This is a genomic window from Streptomyces akebiae (genome assembly GCF_019599145.1).
Taxonomy (GTDB): domain Bacteria; phylum Actinomycetota; class Actinomycetes; order Streptomycetales; family Streptomycetaceae; genus Streptomyces; species Streptomyces akebiae.
Genome location: NZ_CP080647.1, coordinates 1127135 through 1149431 on the forward strand (window position 1 = coordinate 1127135; position 22297 = coordinate 1149431).

Consider the following 22297-nt stretch of genomic DNA (forward strand, 5'->3'; position numbering starts at 1 on the left):
CGGGGGTGCGGAAGACCTGCGCGGTTACGGTCGACAGGTGCTTCAGGCGCCTTCGGGGGAAAGCTCGGCGGGCGGAGCGTCGCCGAGCGAGGCCAGGATCTCGTAGCGGCGACGGGCGAATTCGGGTTCGAACTGGGCCCCCGGACGCCGCGGTCCCGGGATGTCGACGATCTCGCGTACGACGGCGGGGCGGGGGCTGAGCAGAACGACCCGGTCGCCCAACAGCAGGGCCTCGTCCACGTCATGGGTGACGAAAAGGATCGTGGTCCCGTACTGCCGCCATACGGAGATCAGCAGTTGCTGCATCTCCGAGCGGGTCTGGGCGTCCAGTGCGCCGAACGGCTCGTCCATCAGCATCACCCGGGGGCGGGTGGCCAGCGTCCGGGCGAGCTGCACACGTTGCCGCATGCCGCCCGACAACTGGCCCGGCAGGTGGTCGAAGAAGCCCTCCAGACCGACCTGGGCCAGGAGTTCCTCGGCTTCCCGACGCCGCTGACCCCGGGGCACGCCACGCAGTTTCAAGGCGTACTCGACATTGCGCGCCGCCGAACGCCAGGGCAGCAGGGCATCCTCCTGGAAGACCATCGCGCAGACCGTGTCGGTCCCACCCACCGGTTTCCCGTCGACCTCCGCACGCCCGGCGGTGGGTGTGAGCAGTCCCGCCAGGGCCCGCAGAACGGTCGATTTCCCGCACCCGGACGGTCCGAGCAGGACGACGATCTCTCCCGGCCGTACATCGAGGTCGACCTCGGCGGCCGGCATGTCGCCGAAGGCGAGCTTCAGTCCTTCCAGCCGGACCCGCGCTCCCGCGCTCACCGGGCGTTCCTCGGCAGCCAGCGGTTGATGCGCGACCCGAGCCGCTCCACCAGCCAGGCCGTGCCCCAGCCCAGGATGCCGATGGACAGCATGCCGACGATCACGCCGGAGTAGTCGAGCAGGCCGTAGGACTGCCAGGTGTAGTAACCGATGCCGAACTGGCCGGAGATCATCTCGGCGCTGATGACGCAGATCCAGGCCACCCCCATCGAGACGGACAGCCCCGAGAAGATGCCGGGCATCGCTCCCGGAAGCACCACGTGCGCCAGTACGGACAGTCGGCGGGCGCCCATCGTCCGGGCGGCCTCCTCCCACACCTTGGGCAGGGTCTTCATCGCGTGGATGGTGCTGACCACCACCGGGAAGAACGCGGCGAAGAAGGTGATGAAGACGATGCCCTGCTCGCCGGTCGGGAACATGAGGATCGCCAGCGGGACCAGGGCGATCGCCGGGATCGGCCGGGCCACCTCGATCAGCGGCCGGACCAGTGCCTGGACGACCCGGGAGCGCCCGATCGCCATGCCGATGGCTACCCCGCTCACCGCGGCGAGCCCGAAGCCGAGCAGGATGCGGCGCAGACTGGCCAGCAGGTCCTGGTAGTAGCTGCCGGACGTCAGTTGCCCCCTGAGCGTGTGGAACACCTCGACCGGGCCGGGCACTTTGTCGAAGCGCAGCCACAGGACGACGTTGTTGGCCGTGAGCAGATACCAGACCAGCAGCGCCGCGGCCAGCGGCAGCGCCGCCCGCACTCCGGCGGCCAGCCGGCGCGGCCACCCGCCGAGCACCGTGCGCGGGCGCAGGCCGGCACGCAGACCGGGGCGTGATCGCGGGATGACGGTGATCGGATCACCGGTGGGCGTCACGGACTGCTGGGAGACGGGAGTCGTTGTCATGCGTCCTCTTTCCTGCGCGATACCTGCGATACCTACTCGGCTCTGCGACGGGTGGTGCACAAGCGCGGCTCGTGCGAGCGTGGCGGGCTCACGAAGCGGCCTCCAGCGCCGCCTCGTAGCCGAGCCCGCGGGCGTCGGAGTGGTCTGCCAGATAGGAGTCCGCGTCCGCGGCCACCGCGTACGGCAGCAGCTGGGAGTTCGCGGGCCGGTCGGGGTCGAACACCCAGGTCGCGGCGGACGCGAACATCCGCGTCCCGTACTTCGCGTCCGGGACGTAGGCGGCGCGTACCTCCCCGTCGTGGGCGGCGATCTGCCGCAACAGGCAGGTGGGAGTCGCCGCCACCGCGGTCGACTTCTGACCGCCGAACCACACTTCCGAGGCGGTGCGCGGATCCTTGACGGGCTCGTGGCAGACGGGGTCCTGGCCGCCGAGCCTGCTCGGGGATGCGGTGCTCTTGCTTGCGGCGTCGTACGAGGCGCCGTAGATCTTGCGGAGATAGCTGTCGTTGACGAACTTGTCGAGGTCCAGGTTCTTGACCGAGCCGAGGTCCTTGAGGAAGGGCAGGTCCTTGGAGAGCGCGTCGACCAGCTGGGGTTTGATGGTCGGGTCGAAGGTCACCAGGCCGCTCGGTCCGTTGTAGAGGTAGACCACCTCGGGTTCGATTCCCGTGACCTCGGCGACCTGCTGGGCGGCGGCCAGCGGGTTCTTGTTGAGGTGGTCCGCGGTGTCGCGGACCGACTCCAGGAAGGCCCGCATCACTTCGGGGTGATCGTCGGCGAACGCCTTGCGGGAGACGACGGCGTGGAACGTCGGGACGCCGTTGGATCCGCCGTCGTAGAGCAGCCTGCCCTGTTCGCGGAACACCATCAGCTGCGGCCAGGGCACGAACTGGGACAGCGCGGCGACCTGTTTGCCCTCCAGCGCCGAGGCGCCGACCGCCGGTTCCTGGTTGAGGAGCTTGACGTCGTCCGGGCTCAGCCCGTTCTTCCGGAGGGCGTTGACGAGCATCCCGTGTGCGGCCGAACCGACACTGGTGGACAGGACCTTGCCTCGCAGATCGGTCAGTTTCTGTGCCGAGGAATCCTTCGGCACGACGACCTGGTTGAGCGATCCGCGCAGGTTGTAGCCGGTCACCGCAACCAGTTCCGATCTGGCGTCGGGGAATTCGGCGGTCTTGGAACCGTTGACGAGGACCGGGTAGTCGCCCATCGAGCCGATGTCCACCTTGCCGGCGACCATCTGGGCGGTCAGCGGCGGCCCCGAGGGAAAGTCCTGCCAGACGACCTTGTAACGCACGCCCGAGGTCTCGCCGATGGCGTTCAGCTTGCGCTCGAAGGTGCCGCGGTCGCGCAGCAGGGTCCCCGCGGTGACGGTGTTGATGGTCTTGGACTGGTAGCCGATGTTGACCACCACGGTCGAGGAGCCGCCGGCCGAGGTGTCGGTACCGCAGGCACTGGCGCCGAGCCCCAGTACGGCGGCTACGGCGAGCAACAGCCGACGGCGGGACCGATGCCGGAGCGCGGGCCGTGGGACAGGGTGCGGAAAGGGATACATGTCAGGCTCCAGTCACCGCAGCAGGAAGGGGATGTCGACCGTGACCGCGTCGACCGGGCAGCGGGCCGCGCAGGGACCGCAGTACCAGCACTCGTCGACGTGCATGTACGCCTTGCCGGTCTCGGGGTGGATGGCCAGTGAGTCCAGCGGGCACATGTCCACGCAAAGGGTGCATCCGTCGATGCACTTGGATTCGTCGATGGTGACGGGTACGTCGACCCGGTTGGATGCTTGCGCCATCAGTGGTCTCCTTCAGCCTGTCGCGGTGTCGGTGATCGGGGATTCGGTGAGGTCCGTACGCGCGTCGGACAGGCCCATGCGGGCGAAGGCGCGGACATCTGCGTCCACATCGGCGACGGCTGCCTCCAGCGCCGCCCGGACCTCCGGACGGCCCGCCGCCAGACCCCCGAGGGCGCGGACGGCGGCCTTGCGCACATCGAGGTTGGTGTCCCGGGTCGCGGCGATCAGCGGGGCGACCGCCTCCTGAGGATCGGCCACGGCCAGCGCTGCCGCCGCCCCCTGCCGGATCTGCCAGGCAGGGTCGGCCAGAGCCGTACGGGCCAGGGCCGCCGCCTGCTCGGTGCAGCCGGTGTGCGCCATGGCGGACAGAGCAGCCGCCCGGACCAGGACGTCGGAGTCCTCGGCGAGACGGATCAGGGTGGCGGCGCCGCGTGGGTCTCCGACGGCGGCCAGCCCCCGGGCCACGGCGAGACGTACGGCGGCGGCCGGATCACCGGCGGCGGCCGCCAGCGCGTCCAGTGCGTCCAGGGAGACGAGCCCCAGCACGGTCTCGCAGCGCACGGCCTCGTCCGGATCGGTCAGCAGGGCGGTCAACTCGTCGACCGTGCACAGCCGGTGACGCCACAGAGCGACCACCGCGGCGCCCCGGACGTCGGGGTCCGGGTGTCCGCACGCCTCGCGCAGCGACCGTGTGAAACGTTCGCCGGGCACCAGCACCTCCCGCAGCTCGCCGAGCAGTTCGACGGCGGCACGGCGGACGGTCGGATCCGGGTCCAGCAGGGCGGCGGCGAAGACCGCCGACGGCTCCTCCCAGGATTCCGCCGCCTCACTGAGCACGGTCAGCGCGGTGCGGCGCACATCGGGGTCGGCGTCGGTGAGGAACTCCGCCAGCTCTTCGGTGGTCGGGATCTCCTCGGCGAGTTCGAGGAGCGCCAGGATGCGGTGGGGGCCGCCCCGCGCGGGCGTGGCGCTGGTCATCCCCACACCGCCGCCAGGTCGGCACCGGTCGGGGCGGGCACGTCCGGCACCCCGTCCGGGCGGGTGAAACCGGGCACCGGCACGATGTACGGCGCCACCGGCCGGGTCAGCGTCTCCATCTCGCCCGTCTCCCCCGCGCCCGCCGCGCGGCTCTTGCGCAGGTTCAGATGCCGGAACCAGTTCGCGTCGTCCTGCTCGGGCCAGTCGGCGCGCTGGTGGTACAGGCCCCAGCGGCTTTCCGTACGGGCCAGTGAGGCGCGCGCGGCCATCTCGGCGCAGTCCCGGATGAAGGTGACCTCGGCGCAGCGCATCAACTCGTGCGGAGTGCGGGCCCCCATGCCGGCGATTTCACGGCTCATCCGCCCGAACGCCTCCAGACCGAGGGTCAGGTAGCGCTCGGTCTTGGGCGGCTGGAGGTAGTCGTTGACGAAGCGGCGGAGCTTGTACTCCACCTGCGGCTGGGGCGGTCCGTCCGGGTTCGACAGCGGCCGGTAGATCAGTTCGTGCGCCGCAGTGATCTGGTCCTCGGGCAGCGCGGGGCGGCCGGCGGAGGCGGCGAAGCCGCTGGCGTGCTCGCCGGCGATGTCCCCGTAGACGAAGGCGCCGATCATGTAGTTGTGCGGTACGCAGGCCATGTCCCCGGCGGCGTACAGGCCCGGCACCGTGGTGGCGGCGTGCTCGTCGACCCAGACGCCCGAGGCGGAGTGGCCGCTGCACAGTCCGATCTCCGAGACGTGCATCTCGATGTCGCGGGTGCGGTAGTCGTGGCCGCGGCCTTCGTGGAAGGTGCCGCGCGTGGGCCGCTCGGTGGTGTGCAGGATGCCCTCGATCTGGTTGATCGTGGCGTCCGGCAGATGGCTGAGCTTGAGATAGATGGGGCCGCGTGCGCTGTCCAGTTCGCGCTTGACCTCGGCCATCATCTGGCCGGACCAGTAGTCGCAGTCGACGAAGCGGTTGCCGTCGGCGTTGACCGTGTAGCCCCCGAAGGGGTTGGCGACGTAGGCGCACGCCGGCCCGTTGTAGTCCTTGATGAGCGGGTTGATCTGGAAGCACTCGATACCGGACAGTTCCGCGCCCGCGTGGTACGCCATCGCGTAGCCGTCACCGGCGTTGGTGGGGTTCTCGTAGGTTCCGTACAGATAGCCGCTGGCCGGGAGGCCCAGGCGCCCGCAGGCCCCGGCGGCCAGGATCACCGCGCCGGCCGAGATCGTGACGAACTCCCCCGACCGGGTGTCGAACCCCACCGCGCCGACCGCCCGACCGTCCACGGTGAGGACCCGCACCGGCATGATCCGGTTCTCGATCGTGACCCGGGAGCGCACGTGGCGGGCGCGCAGCGTGCGGTACAGGACCTTCTTGACGTCGCGGCCCTCTGGCATCGGCAGCACATAGCTGCCCGAGCGGTGCACCTTGCGCACGGCGTACTCGTTGTGTTCGTCCTTCTCGAACTTGACGCCGTACCCCTCCAGCCGCTGCACCATGCCGAAGCCGCGGGTGGCGGTCTCGTAGATGGTGCGCTGGTTGACGATGCCGTCGTTGGCGAGGGTGATGTCCGCGACGTAGTCCTCGGGGGTCGCCTTGCCCGGAACGACGGCGTTGTTCACCCCGTCCATGCCCATGGCCAGGGCACCGGAGTGACGTACGTGTGCTTTCTCCAGCAGGAGTACGTCCGCGCCGTTCGCTGCCGCGGTGAGGGCCGCCATGGTGCCGGCGGTGCCCCCGCCGACGATGAGAACGTCGCAGGTGAACTCGCGGCGTTGAGACTGGGGTGGGATCTGCACGGAGGTCAGCCCCTTTCGGTGGAAGGGTGGTTCAGCAGCGGGTCGGGGGTGCGGTGAAGCCAGCCGGCCAGGGACATCCGGTCGCCGCGGAATCGGACGAATTCGAGATCGATCGGCCGGCCCGCGTCGGTGTAGGTCAGCCGTTCGAGGAACAACAGGGGAAAGCCGTCCGCCACGCGCAGCAGGTCGGCGACGGTACGGTCGGCGGCGATCGCCTCTATGGACAGGGCGGCGGCCCCCAGGGGGAGTCCCAGTTCGCCTTCGAGCAGCCCGAAGATGTCGTGCCGCGCCAGGTCCATCTCCAGCAGGGGCCGGCCGATGTCCGCGGGAAGGTAACTGGCGTCCAGCGACAGGGGCTGACCATCGAGCAGCCGCACCCGCTCCAGGGCGACCACTTCGGTGCCGGGGGCGAGTTCAAGGCGCTCGGCGACGGTGGGTGTGGCGGGCACGGTGTCCGCCAGCAGCACCTGGTTGACCACGCGTTCGCAGCCGGTGTCGAAGCTCTCCGCGAGCCCGCGCAGCCGGTCCAGGCCCTGTACGGCCTTTCCCGACACGACGAACGTTCCGACCCCGGGAATCCGGTCGACCAGGCCCTCGACGCGCAACAGCGCGAGGACGTCCCGGACGATGTTGCGGCTGGCCCCCAGTTCCGCGGCCAGCTCCGCCTCGGAGGGCAACGGCCGGGTTCCGTATACGCCCGTCAGGATGCGGGCGCGCAGCACGTCCCGAATGCGCCGTACCGGTGCGACACGGCTACCTGAACCTCTGCCACCTGCGGCGATCGCTGTCATGGCCGGAATGCTGCGGATGGCGTGTTACGCCAACCGGTTGCCGCAATTACGCATCGGTTACGCCAAGCTCATCCCTGCCCGCGCCCTCCTGACCTGGGAGAACGGGCATGAGTGAGCCGTTACCGCCAGGGCTGCGGGCTTGCGGGCGCAAGGGCTGCGGGCTCCCGGAGGGCTTGCGGGCGGTCGGCGGACGGGGGTTCCGGCGCGGCAATCACCACGGGCGCTGCCCGGCACCGTCACGCAGGCCACGGTCCACGGCGGCGAGACGGATGGCCGTCGCCCATGCGGGAGTCCGCCCCTGTCCGCTACCTGCGGGAAATCAGAGTCAGCAGGGTGGCCGCCGGCCCGACCGGGGGCGCATCCCGCAGCCAGACGGCCCGGAACCGCCGTCGCAGCAGGGCGGGTTCCTCCAGCGGCACGCTGATCAGCCGACGGTCGTCGAGTTCGGCCGATACGGCGAGACGGCTCAGCACGGCGGGTGCGTCGCCCGTGGACACAGCCGACTTGATCGCAGTGGTGGAACCCAGTTCCGCCGCGGGCGGCGCGGGTTCCTCGCGGCTGCTCGGCTGGGCAGGGACACGTCCGGCGGCACTGGCCGAGACCGTGGTGGGAGGGGGCCGATCCGAAGACACAGCAGGAGCGGGAGCGTCGAGTACATGCGGGGACAGGGCCGTTCCCGCCGAACGGCGAAGGATCTCCCATACGGCGTCGCGCGTGCCCGAGCCCTGTTCGCGCACGATCAAGGGCGTGGCCGCCAGTGTCCGCAGCGGCAGCGGCTGTCCGCGTCCGGCCCAGGGGTGCCCCGGCGCGACGACCACGACCAGTTCGTCTTCAGCGATGGTGCGACTGCGGAGTCCGTCCGGCGCGTGCGGGCCCTCGACAAACCCGAGGTCAGCCTCGCGGCCGCGCACCATCTCGGCGACCTGCGAGGAATTGCCGACCCGCAGAGCGACCTTGACCTCGGGAAGCCTGGTGCGCAGGGCCATCAGCCATCCCGGCACCCGGTGATCCGCGATGGTCATCGACGCGGCGATCCGCAGCCGCCCCTGCTGATCAGCGTGGAGCGCCGCGACGCCACTGACCAGTGCCCGGGCCGCGTCGAGCACGGGCAACGCCCAGTCCACGACGGCGGTCCCGGCCGGCGTGAGGCGTGATCCGGTGGGTCCGCGTTCGAGTAGCACCAGCCGCAGCTGCCGCTCCAGCGCTGTGATGCGCATGCTCGCCGCCGGCTGGCTCATCCCGTGCCGCGCTGCGGCCTGTCCGAGACTGCCCGTCTGGGCGACGGAGACCAGCAGGTCCAGCACTTTGAGTTCCGGCGTCCCCGGCGGAAGGCCCATCAGCACTGCTTATGACCTCCTCTGAAACGGGGTTCTACCGGAGACCGGCTGGACCCGGCGATCGTGCAGATGCAGATCGCCATCGAGCTGCAGGAAGGGAGAGGTCATGGAATCGTCCCACGCCCTGCCGGTCAAGCCACCGCCACGCGTGCTCGCCGGTGCGAGGCGCGCCGGTCGCGCGTCGGGCGCCGTACTGCCGGGACTGGCGGTGGCGGTGGCGGTCGCGCTGCCGGCCGCCTGGCTGGGCCGTCTCGTCCCGACCGTGGGCGGCCCGGTGTTCGGGATCGTCATGGGTGCTCTCGCCGGAGCCCTGCTGAGGCGGACGGCCCCCCACGGAACGGCCGAGCGTCTGCACCCCGGGTTCGCGGTCGTGGGCAGACAGGTCCTGCAGGTGTCCGTCATCGTGCTCGGGACCGGGCTCTCGCTGACTGACGTGGTGCGCGTCGGGGTGGGGTCACTGCCGGTCATGCTGGGCACGCTGGCCGTGGCGCTGCTCGGTGCCTGGGCCGTCGGCGGACTGCTGGGTGTCCACCCTGAGACCGGGCTGCTCATCGGAGTCGGCACGGGCGTCTGCGGAGCCTCGGCGATCGCCGCGGTGACCGCCGTCGTCGGCGCCGCCGAGGCCCGTGTCGCCTATGCCCTCGGCACCATCTTCACCTTCAACATCGCCGCCGTTGTCCTGTTTCCCCCGCTGGGCCACCTTCTGGGTATGTCGCAGGAGGCGTTCGGACTGTGGAGCGGCACCGCGATCAACGACACGTCCTCGGTCGTCGCCACCTCCCACAGCTACGGAACCGAGGCCGGGCAGTACGCGGTGGTGGTCAAACTGACCCGTAGTCTCATGATCGTGCCGATCTGTGTGGCCCTGGTGCTGTGGCGGTCCTTCGGTCGGCGGGTTCGGGACGCCCAGCGGGACGAGAGCGCGGGCAAGCGGATCTGGCGCGCGTTCCCCGTGTTCATCGTTGGATTCCTGCTCGCCTCAGCCGCCGCCACCTATGACGCCATCCCTGCCTCATGGGAGCCAACACTGCCCGTGATCAGCACGTTTCTGATCACTCTGGCCCTATCGGGGATCGGTCTGTCGCTGAAGTTCTCCAAGCTTCGCGAGGCGGGGCCGCGGCCACTCCTGCTGGGTGCGATCCTCTGGGCCGCCGTCGCCGCGACCGGCGTCGGTCTCCAGTCGATCACCGGGCGGCTCTGAGTCCAGCACGGACCATGCGCCTGTCGAGGTCGGGCCCGCTCTCATCGTCCAGGAGGCGCCCTGCATGGTCGACCTCGCGCAGATCCACTGCGTCGGCCGCATCGGCCGAAGCGGCGACTGGTCGTTCGTCGTGGCGTGCGTGGGCAGCAAAGGCTGGGCCCTGGACCCGGCAGCGTCCTGCGGCGCCGAGATGCCGATACTCGACCCACGGCCGGACGATCCGCCCTCCTTCTTCAGGTGATTCGCCGACGGTGAGGTACGGCTGCACTTCGAGTTGGGATTCGGCCACGACCCCGCCGGAGCCCAGCCTGACCTGCTGCGCCCGGCGCTGGAGGCGGCCGGAGCCATCCCGCCGGAAGGCTCCATCGATGACTGCTCGGCGCGGACGAGGAGCAGTCGCCTTTCCATCAGACGCGCCGGTGTTGACGGTCGTCGGTGATCACTCGGCCTGTCACTGCCGCGGCAGGTGATCGAGAGCGGGCGCCTTCCTGCCGTGGTCACCCACACCTCACCTCCATCCTCCTGATGACCACGAGGGTGCTCAGAGATCCGATCGACGCCCCAGAGGCCGCAGCATCGGTCACGTCCACGAAGTCGCCCCCAGCCCACGACCAGCATGAGAACACGACCGACAACAACACCAGCCGCATGACCGGCACCGTTCAAGTCGGTGGATCTCAATTGGTCGGAACCCGGGAGGACAGGCACGAGCACGTGCCGCTACGACAGGGGCGTTGGATGGACCGGCCGTACGGGCATCGGCCCGCGGAAGGCGGACAGTGCGCACGTCAACGGACCGCATGGCCACCTTGACTGGGTCAAGGTGCGCTACAGCCCAGTCAAGTGCGCCGGTCCCCATAGGGTCCCCAAGAATGATCAAAAGGCCGTTCCAGATCTCCTCTGAAACGGCCTCTGACCCGCGACTTCGTAAAGTCGGGACGACAGGATTTGAACCTGCGACCCCTTGACCCCCAGTCAAGTGCGCTACCAAGCTGCGCCACGTCCCGGTGCGCTGTCCGCGGAGAACCGCGTGATCGCGCACTGAGAACTTTACCGTACGTCGGCCAGTGCCCCGCGGCCGGTGAGCGTCGAGGGACAATCGAGGCATGAGCGGGACAGCACAGGACGGGACGGCGCCGGAGCGGGACCGGGACGAGGAGGGGCGGGCGCGGAGCGCGCGGCCCCGGGACGGGCTGGGGCGCCCGCTGCCGTACGGGGCGTCGGGTGTGGAACGGCAGCCCGAGGGGGTGGTGCGCAGCCCCGAGGAGACGGTCGTCGAGGCTCAGGCTCTGCTGGACGCGGGGAAGCCGTTCCATGCGCACGAGGTCTTCGAGGACGCCTGGAAGTCGGGGCCCGACGAGGAACGCGCGCTGTGGCGTGGCCTCGCCCAGCTCGCGGTGGGGCTCACACACTCGGCGCGCGGGAACGTCAGGGGCGGGGCCCGGCTGCTGCGCCGTGGGGCCGGGGCCGTCGAGGCGTGGGGTGCCGAGAACGGACGGCGGCGTCCGTACGGCATCGAGCTGGCCCTGGTGGGTTCCTGGGCCCGGGATCTGGCCGGAGTCGTGGAACGCGAGGGACACGCGGTGGACGCGGGGAACTGGGCGCCCCGGCTGCGCGGAAACGGACAGGGAGACGGAAACGGCGAGGGGGACGGAATCGGAGAGGCGGACGGAATCGGAGAGGGAGGCGGGGACGGGCACGCGACGGCCCGGCCCGGACAGCGGTAGCGCCGCGCGGAGCCGGTCCGGACGCTGGGCGGTTCGTTCACGCCGAGGCCGGTGCCCGCGAGGGCCGGGGCATCGGTGCCGCCTGGGGAGACCCGCTCCGGCAACGCGCCGGGCAGGACTACGGCGTGCGCCCGTCGACGCGGACCCGCGGGGAGGGCTCAGCGGAGCAGTAGTTGCAGGCCGCCGACGATCGTCGCCGCGATCACCAGGTGCTCGAACAGCTTCTGGTTGATCCGGTGCACCGCCCACTTGCCGAGGAACGCGCCCGGTACGACGAACAGGGCGAGCGCGGCGTCCAGCAGCAGCGAGTGCCCGTCGATGAGTCCCAGGCCCACGCTGAACGGGACCTTGGAGACGTTGACGATGAGGAAGAAGAACGCCGAGGTGCCGAGGAAACCGAGCTTGCGGAAGCCCGCGGAGAGCAGGTACATGGACATCACGGGGCCGCCGGCGTTGGCGACCATGGTGGTGAAGCCGCCGAGGACGCCGTACGAGCGGGCCTTGACGCGGCCGGCGCGTGTGGTGATCGCGTCGGGTTCGTCGTCCTTGTCGACCGTGCGGCGACGCCAGACCGTGACGGCCGTCATCAGCAGCAGGATCGCGCCGATGGAGGTGCGGACGATCTGGTCGTCGGCCGGAATCAGGAACAGCGTGCCGAGGACGACGCCGGCGCCGACCGCCGGGAAGAGCTTCCACAGGGTGGGCCAGTGGGCATGCCTGCGGTAGGTGAGCACCGCGAGGACGTCGCCGACGATCAGGATCGGCAGGAGGACGCCGGTCGAGGCGCGGGCCGGCAGGACGGCCGCGAAGATCGCGAGGCTGACCGTGTTGGCACCGCTCACGGCGGTCTTCGAGAAGCCGACGAGCAGGGCGGCGAAGGCGAGGGCCGCGAACTCGGCCGTGGACAGGTGCCAGAGAGTCATCGTGTTCATGCGGGGTCCGATGGTATGCGCACCTATCGGCGCGCGACACGGCCGTCTCGCCAGTTGACCCTGCCGCCGCGCGGTCGGTGCCCGGGGCTCCTCGCCGCCGCCCGGGTCGGCGCTTTGGCCCCGGACGGCCCATGGACCCACGTCCGACGGGCTGGCAAGATCCACCGGGTACCTTCACCGACGTAGTTGGAGGAGTCATGGCCGACTCGCGCGAGCACAGCTTCGCCGGTACGCGGGGCGGTGTCACCGCGCGGGAATGGCCGTGCGAGGGGGCGCGGTACGTCGTGCTCCTGGTGCACGGCTACGGGGAGCACATCGGCCGGTACGAGCATGTGGCCGACGCTCTGGTGCGGCACGGTGCGGCGGTGTTCGGTCCCGATCACATGGGGCACGGCAGGTCGGCGGGCGAGCGGGTGCTGATCGAGGACTTCGAGGCCGTGGTCACCGATGTGCACGCCGTGGAGGTGCTGGCGCGGGCCGCGTATCCGGGGCTGCCGGTGGTGCTGATCGGTCACTCCATGGGCGGTCTGATCGGCGCGCGGTACGCCCAACGGTACGGAGCCGGGCTCGCGGCGGTCGTGCTGTCCGCGCCGCTGATCGGGATCTGGGAGCCGCTGCGGGCGCTGCTCGCGCCGCCCGAGGTGCCCGAGGTGCCGCTCGACCCGAAGCTGCTCTCGCGGGACATGGCGGTCGGCGCCGCGTACGCGAACGATCCGCTGGTGTGGCACGGCCCGTTCAAGCGGCCGACGTTGGAGGCCATCGACCGCGCCCTGGAGACGGTCTCGAAGGGCGGGTCCATCGGTCCGCTCCCGCTGCTGTGGCTGCACGGCGACGACGACCGGATCGTGCCGCTGCCCGGCAGCCGTACGGGGGTCGAGGATCTCCGGGGGACCGTGTGGACCGAGCGTGTCTACCCGGGCGCCCGGCACGAGGTGTTCAACGAGACGAACCGGAGCGAAGTGCTCGCGGACGTCAAGGAGTTCGTGGACGGCGTGCTGGGTCGCTGAGCCCGCGTTTTCCGTCGTCCTCGCTGGGCACCCGGCCCCGCATGGAGTGGTTGCGGAGAGCGGCCTGCGTGGGAGAGGACCCCGAACTGTTCTTCCCCGTGGGCACCACAGGACCGGCGCTCGACGACGTCGCCGCCGCCAAACGCGTCTGTCGCCGCTGCCCCGTGCGTCGCGAGTGCCTCACCTGGGCGCTCGGGAACGGGCAGACGGCCGGCGTGTGGGGCGGCATGGGCGAGGAGGAACGCACCGACCTGCTCCGCAGAGCCGGGAGCGCCGACGCCGCCCGGCACGAAGCGCTCGCCGGTACCAAGCGATGAGGAGTGACGCGTAGATGACGATGGTGAGGAGCACGCTTCCCGAGCCCGCCCGCGGGATCGCGGGCGACGCGCTGCAGGAGAGCCTGGTGGATCTGCTGGGGCTGTCGCTGATCGGGAAGCAGGCCCACTGGAACATCGTGGGGCCGAGGTTCCGTTCGATCCACCTCCAGCTCGACGAGGTGGTGTCCACGGCACGGTCCTACGCAGACCAGGTCGCCGAACGGGCGGCCGCGCTCGGGGTCTCCCCGGACGGCCGGCCGGAGACCGTGGCGGCACGCTTCGATCTGCAGGGGCCGAAGGAGGGCTGGCTCCGGGACACCGAGGTCGTACGGCTGCTGGTGGAGGCGCTGGAGACGGCGATCGGACGGCTGCGGAAGCGGATCGACGCGACCGAGGAGGCCGACAAGGTCACCCAGGACCTGCTGATCTCGCTGACCTACGAGTTGGAGAAGCAGCGCTGGATGTTCGAGGCCGAGAACTGGCCGCGCGAGGACTGACGGCGGCACGGCCACGTCCCCGCCACCCCAGGGGACACTGTTGGCGAAGCCTGGGCTGAACACGACGTCGGTCCTCATGTCCCGCTGTGGTCGTGAAGGCCGGCGTCGTGTTTCGCCGAGGGCGTGTTTTCCCCAATCCATCACCGGGGCTCCCCCGCCGAGCAACCGAGCCGAACACAAGGGTGGCTACGGACGGCATCCTCGTTCCAGCAGGCGTGGCGCAGCAGCCGTTCGCCCGCGATGCGGGCCATGACCTGGTCAGTGGCCCCCAGGGTGGCGGGGGCCAGAGCGGTCGGCGTATCGCACGGTCCGTCAGGTGTCGCGCCTTGCCGCCGCCACGGCCGCGAGCAGCCGGTCGCGTGACTCCTCGACCAGGCGGCGGGCCCGGTCGACGTCGGCGAGCAGCCTGCCGTCGCGCTTGTGGATCACGCCGTCGACGATGACCGTGTCGACGTTGGAGACGTCCGCACTGAGTGTCACGGCGGCGGTCGCGTCGTGCACGGGCACCATGTTGAGGGCGGTGGCGTCGAGGGCGACGACATCGGCGCGCTTGCCGGGGGTGAGGGAGCCGGTACGGTCCTCCAGGCCGGCCACGTGTGCGCCGTTGAGCGTGGCGATCTCCAGCATCTGACGTGCCGTCAACATGGTCGAGGGGACAGGCAGGTTGGCCTGCCAGCAGTCGGCGTTGACCCGGGCGCGTTCGGCGCCGAAGGCGGCGCGGATCTGGGTGAACATGTCCCCGGGCACGGTGGTGACGACGTCGATGCTCAGGGACGGCCTCAGTCCGTGTTCGATCGCCTGCATCACCGGCGGCCAGCCGTGCCCCATCTGGGTCTCCACCTGGGCGGCGATGGAGATCGTTCCACCGCTGTCGGCCACCATCCGCCACTCGTCCTCACCGAGGTAGCAGCAGTGGACGTAGGTCGTGTCGGGGCCGAGCAGACCCAGCCGGCGCAGTTGCCTGACCATGCCGAACCGTCCGGCCAGGCGGCCCATGGCGACGTGCACGGTGATCGGGATGCCCAGTTCGCGGGCGAGTCCCCACTCCTGTGTGACGACGTCGTCGGTGCAGAAGCCGGGCCCCCGGGTGGCCAGGGCCATGGTGAGGAGGCCGCCGTCGGAGGCGAAGTGCTCGGCGCGGATCCGGCGGACGTCGTCGCCGGGTACCGCGATCTTGCTGTCGAACCAGTAGTCGGCGAGGGAGGTGTTGGCGCTCCCGTACGCGTACTGGGCCCGGATGCCGGTCTCCGCCAGCGCCTGGATCGCGGCGTCCGGGTGCTCGGGCGTGTTGTTGATGTGGGACCAGTCGACGAGGGTGGTGATGCCGGCGTTGAGGCACTCCAGGGTGCCGGCCAGGTTGCCCGCGTACACGTCCTCGGGGGTGTAGACGGGCGCGAAGGTGTCGAGGACGTCGACGAAGTAGTCGTCGAGGGTGGCGTCGGGGGCGCAGCCCCGGATCGGCGCCTCCCAGGTGTGGCGGTGGGTGTCGACGAAGCCCGGGATGACGATGCGGCCGGTCATGTCGAGCACCTCGGCGTCCACGTCCGCGTCGATCTGTGGCTCGACCGCCGTGATCGTGCCGTCCTCGATGAGGATGTCGCCCCGGGCCAGGTCACCGATGGCCGGATCCATGGTGACGACATAACCCGAGCGCAGGAGCATCCGTGTGGTCATCGCCGTTCCTCCCGGAGGTGGGTCCGAATAGAGCTGACAGAGTGTCAGTATGCGGCGAGGTCGCGGACTGTGCGCATGACCCGGCCGACGGCACTCCCCCGGCCCGTGCCGACGCCGGCGCCGGGGCCGACGCCGGTGCCGGTCAGCGGGCGCCGCCCAGCGCCACGGCTGTCGGCGGAGCGACTGGCTGGGGTAGCGGCGGCGGCAGCGGGTCCAGGCCCAGGTGGTCGCGGAGGGTCGTGCCCTCGTAGTCCGTGCGGAAGGCGCCCTGTTCCTGGAGGAGGGGGACGACCTTGTCGGCGAAGGGGTCCAGGCCGGTGGGAGTGAGGTGGGGGACGAGGATGAAGCCGTCGGCGGCGTTCGGACTGGACGTAGTGATGGATGCTCCGTGCCACGGTCTCCGGCGAGCCGACGCAGCTCTGACGGTTGCCGGGGGGGGAACCGTCAGCCTCGACGGGAGCGCGGCGCCGGGCGGGGCCCGGCCGCGCGCTAACGTGCGCTACACAGTGCGCTGTTGACCCGGAGCAGATCGACGGCGCGGTCGGCGCAGAGCGGCACGCGACCGTGGCGGCGCCATGCGGCAGGCCTCTGGGTCGGGTCCATGTCCGTCACCATCGTCTTCCGGCCCTGCGGGCCTCGTGCTCATCGGGTGGCCGTAAGTAACTCAGGCCCGGCGGACGGCTGCCAACGTCAGTCCAGCACATGGGACACCTGTCCGCCTGCCGATACGCCCTGGTCCGGGACGTGGGAGGCCCAGTCCAGGATCTGTACGGCCGCGCCGGCCGCCTCCAGGCCCCGACAGTGCGCGTGGTGACGGCGGGCGATGCCGTCGAGGTCGAGGTGGGGGCCGAAGGCGGGATGGGCGGCCAGGCGGCGCGCGTACGCCCACAGGTGCGGATGGTCGGCGACGCGGTGCACGGCGGAGGCGTCCAGGTGCCAGCGGTGCACGGTGTCGAGCCGGACCAGAGACACCCACAACTCCACGTCCGCGAAGGTGAGTTGATCGCCGAGGACGTACTCCTGTCCGGCGAGCCGGGCGTCCAGGGAGCGCAGGGTACGCAGCAGGGAGCCGAGTGCGTCGCCGCGTTCCAGGTCGTCGGCGTCGGCGCGTCCGGCGCGCTGTGCCGCACCGTCCATGCCCTGCTCGCAGAGGCGCGCGACCCCCTCGATCTCGCCCTCGGCGCCCTGCGGGTACAGCTCGGGCCGGGCGGCGCCGAAGCGACGGGCGAGGTCGCGCGTGATGTCGGGGGCGTGGGTGCTGACGATGCGTCCGGACCAGTCGTCGCTGAGCACCGGCGCCACGGCCGCTCCGGGGTAGCGGTGGGCGCTCGCCTCGTACAGCGGGCGCAGCGCGGAGTGCTCGCCGTCGGGGCCGTCGGGCACGGCGGGCAGGAGGGTCACGGGACAGACGTCCGCCAGCCCGAGGAGGCTGTGGACGACGGCGATGCGCAGGGCGCCCGGACAGGAGAGCGACAGATGGAGCCGGTAGCGGCCGGGGACGGCGTAGTGGCCGCTGCGCGCGTCGCAGCCGATCCGGCCGCGGAAGGAGGGCAGGGGGCGCGGCGACGGGACGGCGTTCAGGGCATGGACGGGCATGGCGGACATCTGTCTCCCCGGAGGCTCTGATGCGTGGTGGCGTGGTGGCGCGGTGACGCGACGACGGGAGGGAACGGTGGCGACGCGAGCACGCCGACGCGTGGGCGCCACGGCGTGCCATGCCGACGGCTCAGGTCGACTCGGCTCGGCTCGGCGCGGTCAGCTCGGGGGGCTTCCGGCGCTGCAGACGCGCAGCAGATCGATGTGCAGGCGGGAGGTCAGCAGAAGGGACTGCCGGCGCGTGCGCGGCACACGAGTGACCACCGGCTGCAGACGCCCCATCATTCCCTACCCATTCACTAGGAAATACCCCACCTGGAGTGTCGAGCCGCCCACGCCTCGCGTCAAGGGGGTGTCCGGGAATCGGTCACGCCGTCCGAGGGGTGGACATCCGGTGCTTTCCTCGGGTTCTCCCGGCGGGCGTGCGGGGCGTGCAGGTCCAGCTCGTAGGCGACCCGGATCAGTGGGACGTGGGTGAACGCCTGCGGGAAGTTGCCCAGTTGGCGGCGGGCGCGGGGGTCGTACTCCTCGGCGAGCAGTCCGACGTCGTTGCGCAGCTCCAGCAGCCGTTCGTACAGGGCGCGGGCCTCGTCCTCCCGGCCGATCATCCGCAGGGCGTCCGCGAGCCAGAAGGAACAGGCGAGGAAAGCCCCCTCACTGCCCGTGAGGCCGTCCGGGGAGTCGGCGGTGCCCGCCGAGTAGCGGGCCACCAGCCCGTCGGCGAGGAGTTCGCGCTGCACGGCATCGACGGTGCCGACCACCCGCGGGTCGTCCGGCGGCAGGAACCCGGTCTGCGGGATCTGCAGCAGCGCCGCGTCGAGCTCCCGGGAGCCGTACGACTGGGTGAAGGTGTTGCGTTCCGGGTCGTACGCCCGCTCGCAGACCTCGCGGTGGATACGGTCACGGACCGCGCGCCATCTCTCCACCGGGCCCGGACGGGCGTGCGCCTCCGCCAGCCGGACCGCCCGGTCGAAGGCGACCCAGCACATCACCTTGGAGTGCGTGTAGTGGCGGGGGGCGCCACGCATCTCCCACAGCCCCTGGTCGGGCTCGGTCCATGCCCGCTCCAGATGTTCCAGGAACACCGCCTGGAGCGCGACCAGATGCTTGCGGGGGCGCAGTCCGCAGCCGATCGACAGATGGATGGCGTCCATCACCTCACCGGGGACGTCGAGCTGACGCTGACCGGCGGCGGCGTTGCCGATCCGCACCGGGCGCGACCCCTCGTAGCCCGGCAGCCAGTCGGCCTCCCACTCGGTGAGTCGTCGCTCCCCCGCGATGCCGTACATGATCTGCACATCCTCGGGCCGCCCCGCCACGGCCCGCTCCAGCCAGGCACGCCAGGCGTCCGCCTCCGCCTTGAATCCGCTGCGCAGCAGGGCCTCCAGCGTCATGCCCGCGTCCCGCAGCCAGCAGAACCGGTAGTCCCAGTTCCGGACGCCGCCGATCTCCTCCGGCAAGGAGGTGGTCGGGGCGGCGACGATGCCGCCGGTCGGCTGGTACGTCAGGGTCTTGAGGGTGATCAGGGAGCGGGCGACGGCATCACGGTAGGGCCCGTCGTACGTGAGCCTGCGCAGCCAGCGGCGCCAGTACGACTCCGTGCTGCGCAGAGCCTCGAAGGCGTCCACCTGGTGCGGTGCGGACAGGTGGGAGGGGTGCCAGGTCAGCACGAAGGGGATCTGTTCGCCCGCCGTGACGGGGAAGACCGCGGTGTGGGCCGTGCCGTGGGCGACCGACCGCACGGGCGTGCGCAGCCACACCGACTCGGGTCCGGCGGTGCCCGTCAGCGCGCCGCCGCGGCGGCGCATCCAGGGCAGGACACGGCCGTAGTCGAAGCGGAGCCGCAGGTCCATACGCATGTCGACGGTGCCGGAGAGACCTTCGACGATGCGTACGACGCTGGGGGCGCCGGCCTTGCGGCACGGCATGAAGTCGGTGACCAGGACCTGGCCGGTCGTCGTCTCCCACTCCGTCTCCAGGATCGCCGTGTCGTCCCGGTAGCGGCGGCGGGCGTACGGGCCGTCCTCGTCGGCGGGGGCGATGCGCCAGCGGCCGTTGTCCTCGTCACCGAGCAGGGCGGCGAAACAGGCGGGCGAGTCGAAACGGGGGAGGCAGAGCCAGTCGATGCTGCCGTCCTTGCCCACTAGGGCCGCGGTGAGGAGGTCGCCGATGAGGGCGTAGTCCTCGATGCGGCTGGGCTGTCCTGGCATGGGGTCAGTTTCGGGGGACCGGGGGTGCGTGGCATGCGGTGTGGAGCGTTCGAGTTCCGCCGGGGCCGACCCGTGCGCGGGAGGACTGACGAGGGGCCGGCCCGGTACTCGGCCGAGAAGGCGAGGGCGGGCAGGGAGTGGACGGCGAGGGCGCGACCGGGGTTCTTCACCTTCCGGACGGTCGCGGGCAACGCCACGGCAAGGACCACTCCCCCGCACGGCCCGAAGCTGCTCAGGACCCTGTTCCGAGTACCGCGCACCACGTACTGAGTTCCGACGGTTCGACCTCGACACCGGTGAACGCCCACGGAAAGGACCAGCTCTTGACCGCCTCCACGAAGGCCCCGGAGATCTCCCCGACCGAGCGGATCCGTACCCTCGCGCACATCCTCTCCGGCAGGATCACGCCGAGGGAGGCCGCCCGCCGCCACGACCTCCCGGTGCGGGTCGTCCGGCAGTGGCTGCGAGAGATCCCGGTGGCCGCGCCGACGGACGCGGCGGACCGAAGCGGCCGACCGGCCCGGGCGCACCCAACGGGGCCGGCCGGCCGAACCGACCTACCGGACCCGGCGGACCGAACCGACGGGACCGACCGGACCGACGGGACCGACCGGACCGACCGGGCTGACCCAGCGGATCGGACCGACCCAGCGGACCGAACCGACCGAGGCTCCGTCGAGGACACGGCGCCGACGCGAACGGACCGTCGCCCGTTGCCCCGCTGCCGGGTGGTCGTCGACCAGATGGTGCAGGGGCTCGGGCTCTGACCGCCCGCCCTTTCAGCCGCTACGCTCCCCGCCATGAAACTGCGGAACACCCGCCCCCTGGACATCGGTTCGGCTCATGTCATCGTCACCGGCGGGTCGAGCGGCATCGGTCTGGCCACGGCCCTGCTGCTGGCGGCGCGCGGCTCGAAGGTCTCGCTCGTCGCGCGGGGCGCCGAGCGCCTGGAGGCGGCGGCGAGGAAGATATCGGCCGCCGGCACCCCGGTCCCTGCCCACGCCCGGGCCTCGGTCGCCGCGCGGGCCGCCGACGTCGCCGACCGGACGGCCCTCACCCGTGCCATCGCCGAGCTGGAGGCCGAACAGGCGCAGCCCTGCGACATCCTGATCACCTCGGCCGGGCTCGCCCGCCCGGGCCACTTCCTCGAACTGTCCGACGAGGTCTTCCGGCAGATGATCGAGGTCGACTACTTCGGCACGCTCCACGCCGTGCGCGCCGTCGCCCCCGGCATGGTGGAGCGCGGACACGGCAGTGTGGTCGCCGTGTCGTCCGCCGCCGGGCTGCTCGGCGTCTTCGGCTACAGCGCCTACGGGCCGGCCAAGTTCGCCGTACGCGGCCTGATGGAGTCGGTACGGGCCGAACTGACCCCGCGCGGGGTGCATGTCGGCGTCGTGTTCCCGCCGGACGTGGACACCCCCCAGCTCGCCGAGGAGAACCGGTGGAAGCCGGAGGAGACCCGTGTCGTCGGCGGCACGATCAGACCGCTCACGGCGGAGAAGGTCGCGGCCGCGATCGTGAAGGGCATCGACCGGCGGCGTTTCACCATCTGCCCGGACACGGGCACCCGCGCCCTGGCCCGCTTCGGCAGCGTGCTCACCCCGCTGCTCAACCGTGAGTTCGACCGGCGGGTGCGGGCGGTCCAGCGGTCGACGCCGAGCACGTGACCGCGGCGGTCCCCATCGACACGCCCCCCTTCGACGGTGGCCGCCGGTGTGGTGGTCCGCCGTCGGCTCAGCCCGCCGCCGCGACCCGGAAGCCTATGTTCCCGGCGGCGCTGTCGGGGGTGTTGGAGGAGCGGGCGGCCACCCGGTAGCGGTTGCAGTAGGAGGCGTGGCACATGTGGGAGCCACCGCGCATCACCCGGGCCGGGCCGTCGGGCGGCCCCGTCGGGTCCGTGCGCGGGCCGGTGCGATGGAAGTCCGGGCTGAACCGGTCGGCACACCACTCCCACACATTGCCGACGGTGTTGTACAGGCCGTAGCCGTTGGGTGCGAAGGCGTCGACAGGGGCCGTCGCACCGTGGCCGTCGGCCGCGGTGTTGTCGGTCGGGAAGGTACCGCGCCAGATGTTGCAGGTGTGCCGGCCGTCGGGGGCGAGGTCGTCGCCCCACGGATAGCGCCGCTGCTCCAGGCCACCGCGGGCCGCGTACTCCCACTCTGCCTCGGTGGGCAGACGGGTGCCCGACCAGGCACAGTAGGCCTGCGCGTCGTTCCAGGAGACGTGGACCACCGGGTGGTCGGGGATCGCCTCGGCCGAGGAACCGGGCCCCGTGGGCCGTCGCCAGTCGGCACCCCGGACGCCGCGCCACCAGGGGGTGCCGGGGACGCGAGGTGAGACGGCGCGCAGTTCGTCGGGGAGGAAGCCCTCGAAGACGAAGGAGAAGTCGAAGCGCTCGGACTCGGTCACATGTCCGGTCGCGTCCACGAACTCCGCGAACCGCTCGTTGGTGACGGTCGTGGCGGCGATACGGAACGGGCTCAGCTCGACCTCGCGCACCGGGCCCTCGCCGTCCGCCGGGTAACCGACCTCGTCCTCGGACCCCATCAGGAAGGTCCCGCCGGCCAGCGCCAGCAACCGTTCGTGGTTCGAGGCCGCCGAACCCCGGGCTCCGGCCGACGGCACGGCGAGCGGACCGCCCGACGGCTCTCGGCCGGGGGCGCAGCAGGGCTTGTCGTGGGACATCGCGCTGTCCTCGGGGACGTAGGGCGGCGTGGTGTGGTGTGGTGCGGCGTGGAGGCGTGG

The 22297-nt window shown here is 71.2% G+C and carries 19 protein-coding genes, 1 tRNA gene and 2 pseudogenes; 8 read left to right on the forward strand and 14 right to left on the reverse strand.

The features are described from left to right. Nucleotides 1–42: 42 nt before the first annotated feature. From K1J60_RS04975 to K1J60_RS05005, 7 genes and pseudogenes are all read right to left on the reverse strand, one after another. Nucleotides 43–816, reverse strand: coding sequence for an ABC transporter ATP-binding protein (locus K1J60_RS04975; RefSeq protein ID WP_317619695.1), 774 nt, complete (start codon nucleotides 814–816; stop codon nucleotides 43–45). Continuing rightward, nucleotides 813–1709 (reverse strand): ABC transporter permease, encoded by an 897-nt coding sequence (locus tag K1J60_RS04980; protein WP_220645094.1) that lies wholly within the window; start codon nucleotides 1707–1709, stop codon nucleotides 813–815. Before K1J60_RS04980 ends, K1J60_RS04975 begins: the two co-directional genes overlap by 4 nt. An 88-nt stretch (nucleotides 1710–1797) precedes the next feature. Then, entirely contained in the window at nucleotides 1798–3201 is a 1404-nt protein-coding gene (locus K1J60_RS04985; protein ID WP_259407561.1) for an ABC transporter substrate-binding protein, read from the reverse strand. A 75-nt stretch (nucleotides 3202–3276) separates the two neighbouring features. Then, the gene (locus K1J60_RS04990; RefSeq protein WP_067022061.1) at nucleotides 3277–3504 is read right to left on the reverse strand and encodes a 4Fe-4S dicluster domain-containing protein; all 228 of its coding nucleotides are present in this window, start codon (nucleotides 3502–3504) and stop codon (nucleotides 3277–3279) included. A gap of 12 nt (nucleotides 3505–3516) precedes the next feature. Further along, nucleotides 3517–6263 (reverse strand): annotated as a pseudogene (locus K1J60_RS04995) (fumarate reductase/succinate dehydrogenase flavoprotein subunit). Nucleotides 6264–6268: 5 nt separating this feature from the next. Further along, nucleotides 6269–7054, reverse strand: coding sequence for a GntR family transcriptional regulator (locus K1J60_RS05000; RefSeq protein WP_220645096.1), 786 nt, complete (start codon nucleotides 7052–7054; stop codon nucleotides 6269–6271). A 305-nt stretch (nucleotides 7055–7359) separates the two neighbouring features. Beyond that, nucleotides 7360–8391: a LysR family transcriptional regulator gene (locus tag K1J60_RS05005; RefSeq protein ID WP_220645097.1), complete on the reverse strand. Its 1032-nt coding sequence runs from the start codon at nucleotides 8389–8391 to the stop codon at nucleotides 7360–7362. 106 nt (nucleotides 8392–8497) lie between these two features. Here K1J60_RS05005 and K1J60_RS05010 point away from each other — a divergent pair, with 106 nt between their 5' ends. Together K1J60_RS05010 and K1J60_RS05015 are read left to right on the forward strand one after the other, a co-directional pair. Further along, entirely contained in the window at nucleotides 8498–9592 is a 1095-nt protein-coding gene (locus K1J60_RS05010; protein ID WP_220645098.1) for a YeiH family protein, read from the forward strand. Between the two features lie 64 nt (nucleotides 9593–9656). Further along, nucleotides 9657–9833, forward strand: a complete 177-nt coding sequence (locus tag K1J60_RS05015) for a hypothetical protein (protein WP_220645099.1) — start codon at nucleotides 9657–9659, stop codon at nucleotides 9831–9833. A 692-nt stretch (nucleotides 9834–10525) separates the two neighbouring features. Here the strand turns inward: K1J60_RS05015 and K1J60_RS05020 are convergent. Further along, nucleotides 10526–10599: transfer RNA gene (locus K1J60_RS05020), tRNA-Pro, on the reverse strand. A 99-nt stretch (nucleotides 10600–10698) separates the two neighbouring features. On the opposite strand from K1J60_RS05020, the gene K1J60_RS05025 reads away from it, so the two are divergent. Further along, entirely contained in the window at nucleotides 10699–11319 is a 621-nt protein-coding gene (locus K1J60_RS05025; RefSeq protein WP_220645100.1) for a DUF309 domain-containing protein, read from the forward strand. 158 nt (nucleotides 11320–11477) lie between these two features. On the opposite strand, the gene K1J60_RS05030 is transcribed toward K1J60_RS05025, so the two are convergent. Beyond that, nucleotides 11478–12251 (reverse strand): sulfite exporter TauE/SafE family protein, encoded by a 774-nt coding sequence (locus tag K1J60_RS05030; protein WP_220645101.1) that lies wholly within the window; start codon nucleotides 12249–12251, stop codon nucleotides 11478–11480. Between the two features lie 197 nt (nucleotides 12252–12448). Here K1J60_RS05030 and K1J60_RS05035 point away from each other — a divergent pair, with 197 nt between their 5' ends. The 3 genes from K1J60_RS05035 to K1J60_RS05045 are packed head-to-tail and all read left to right on the forward strand — an operon-like array spanning nucleotide 12449 to nucleotide 14072. Continuing rightward, nucleotides 12449–13258, forward strand: coding sequence for an alpha/beta hydrolase (locus K1J60_RS05035; protein WP_220645102.1), 810 nt, complete (start codon nucleotides 12449–12451; stop codon nucleotides 13256–13258). A 41-nt stretch (nucleotides 13259–13299) separates the two neighbouring features. Then, nucleotides 13300–13575: a WhiB family transcriptional regulator gene (locus tag K1J60_RS05040; RefSeq protein WP_220645103.1), complete on the forward strand. Its 276-nt coding sequence runs from the start codon at nucleotides 13300–13302 to the stop codon at nucleotides 13573–13575. A 14-nt stretch (nucleotides 13576–13589) separates the two neighbouring features. Then, complete coding sequence (locus tag K1J60_RS05045) at nucleotides 13590–14072, forward strand: Dps family protein (protein WP_033529527.1); 483 nt, start codon at nucleotides 13590–13592, stop codon at nucleotides 14070–14072. 312 nt (nucleotides 14073–14384) lie between these two features. On the opposite strand, the gene K1J60_RS05050 is transcribed toward K1J60_RS05045, so the two are convergent. The 4 genes and pseudogenes from K1J60_RS05050 to K1J60_RS05060 form a co-directional block, all read right to left on the reverse strand. Continuing rightward, nucleotides 14385–15746, reverse strand: a complete 1362-nt coding sequence (locus K1J60_RS05050; protein WP_220645104.1) for an amidohydrolase family protein — start codon at nucleotides 15744–15746, stop codon at nucleotides 14385–14387. A gap of 142 nt (nucleotides 15747–15888) precedes the next feature. Continuing rightward, a pseudogene (locus tag K1J60_RS45635) lies at nucleotides 15889–16177 on the reverse strand (hypothetical protein); the annotation flags it as partial. 259 nt (nucleotides 16178–16436) lie between these two features. Further along, nucleotides 16437–17351: a glutathione S-transferase C-terminal domain-containing protein gene (locus tag K1J60_RS05055; RefSeq protein ID WP_220645105.1), complete on the reverse strand. Its 915-nt coding sequence runs from the start codon at nucleotides 17349–17351 to the stop codon at nucleotides 16437–16439. A gap of 335 nt (nucleotides 17352–17686) precedes the next feature. Next, nucleotides 17687–19552, reverse strand: coding sequence for a glycoside hydrolase family 15 protein (locus K1J60_RS05060; protein ID WP_220645106.1), 1866 nt, complete (start codon nucleotides 19550–19552; stop codon nucleotides 17687–17689). A 323-nt stretch (nucleotides 19553–19875) separates the two neighbouring features. Here K1J60_RS05060 and K1J60_RS05065 point away from each other — a divergent pair, with 323 nt between their 5' ends. Further along, entirely contained in the window at nucleotides 19876–20319 is a 444-nt protein-coding gene (locus K1J60_RS05065) for a hypothetical protein (protein WP_220645107.1), read from the forward strand. A gap of 33 nt (nucleotides 20320–20352) precedes the next feature. Continuing rightward, nucleotides 20353–21219: an SDR family oxidoreductase gene (locus K1J60_RS05070; protein ID WP_220645108.1), complete on the forward strand. Its 867-nt coding sequence runs from the start codon at nucleotides 20353–20355 to the stop codon at nucleotides 21217–21219. 67 nt (nucleotides 21220–21286) lie between these two features. Here K1J60_RS05070 and K1J60_RS05075 read toward each other — a convergent pair whose 3' ends face one another. Next, complete coding sequence (locus K1J60_RS05075; RefSeq protein ID WP_220645109.1) at nucleotides 21287–22237, reverse strand: formylglycine-generating enzyme family protein; 951 nt, start codon at nucleotides 22235–22237, stop codon at nucleotides 21287–21289. Nucleotides 22238–22297: the final 60 nt, after the last annotated feature.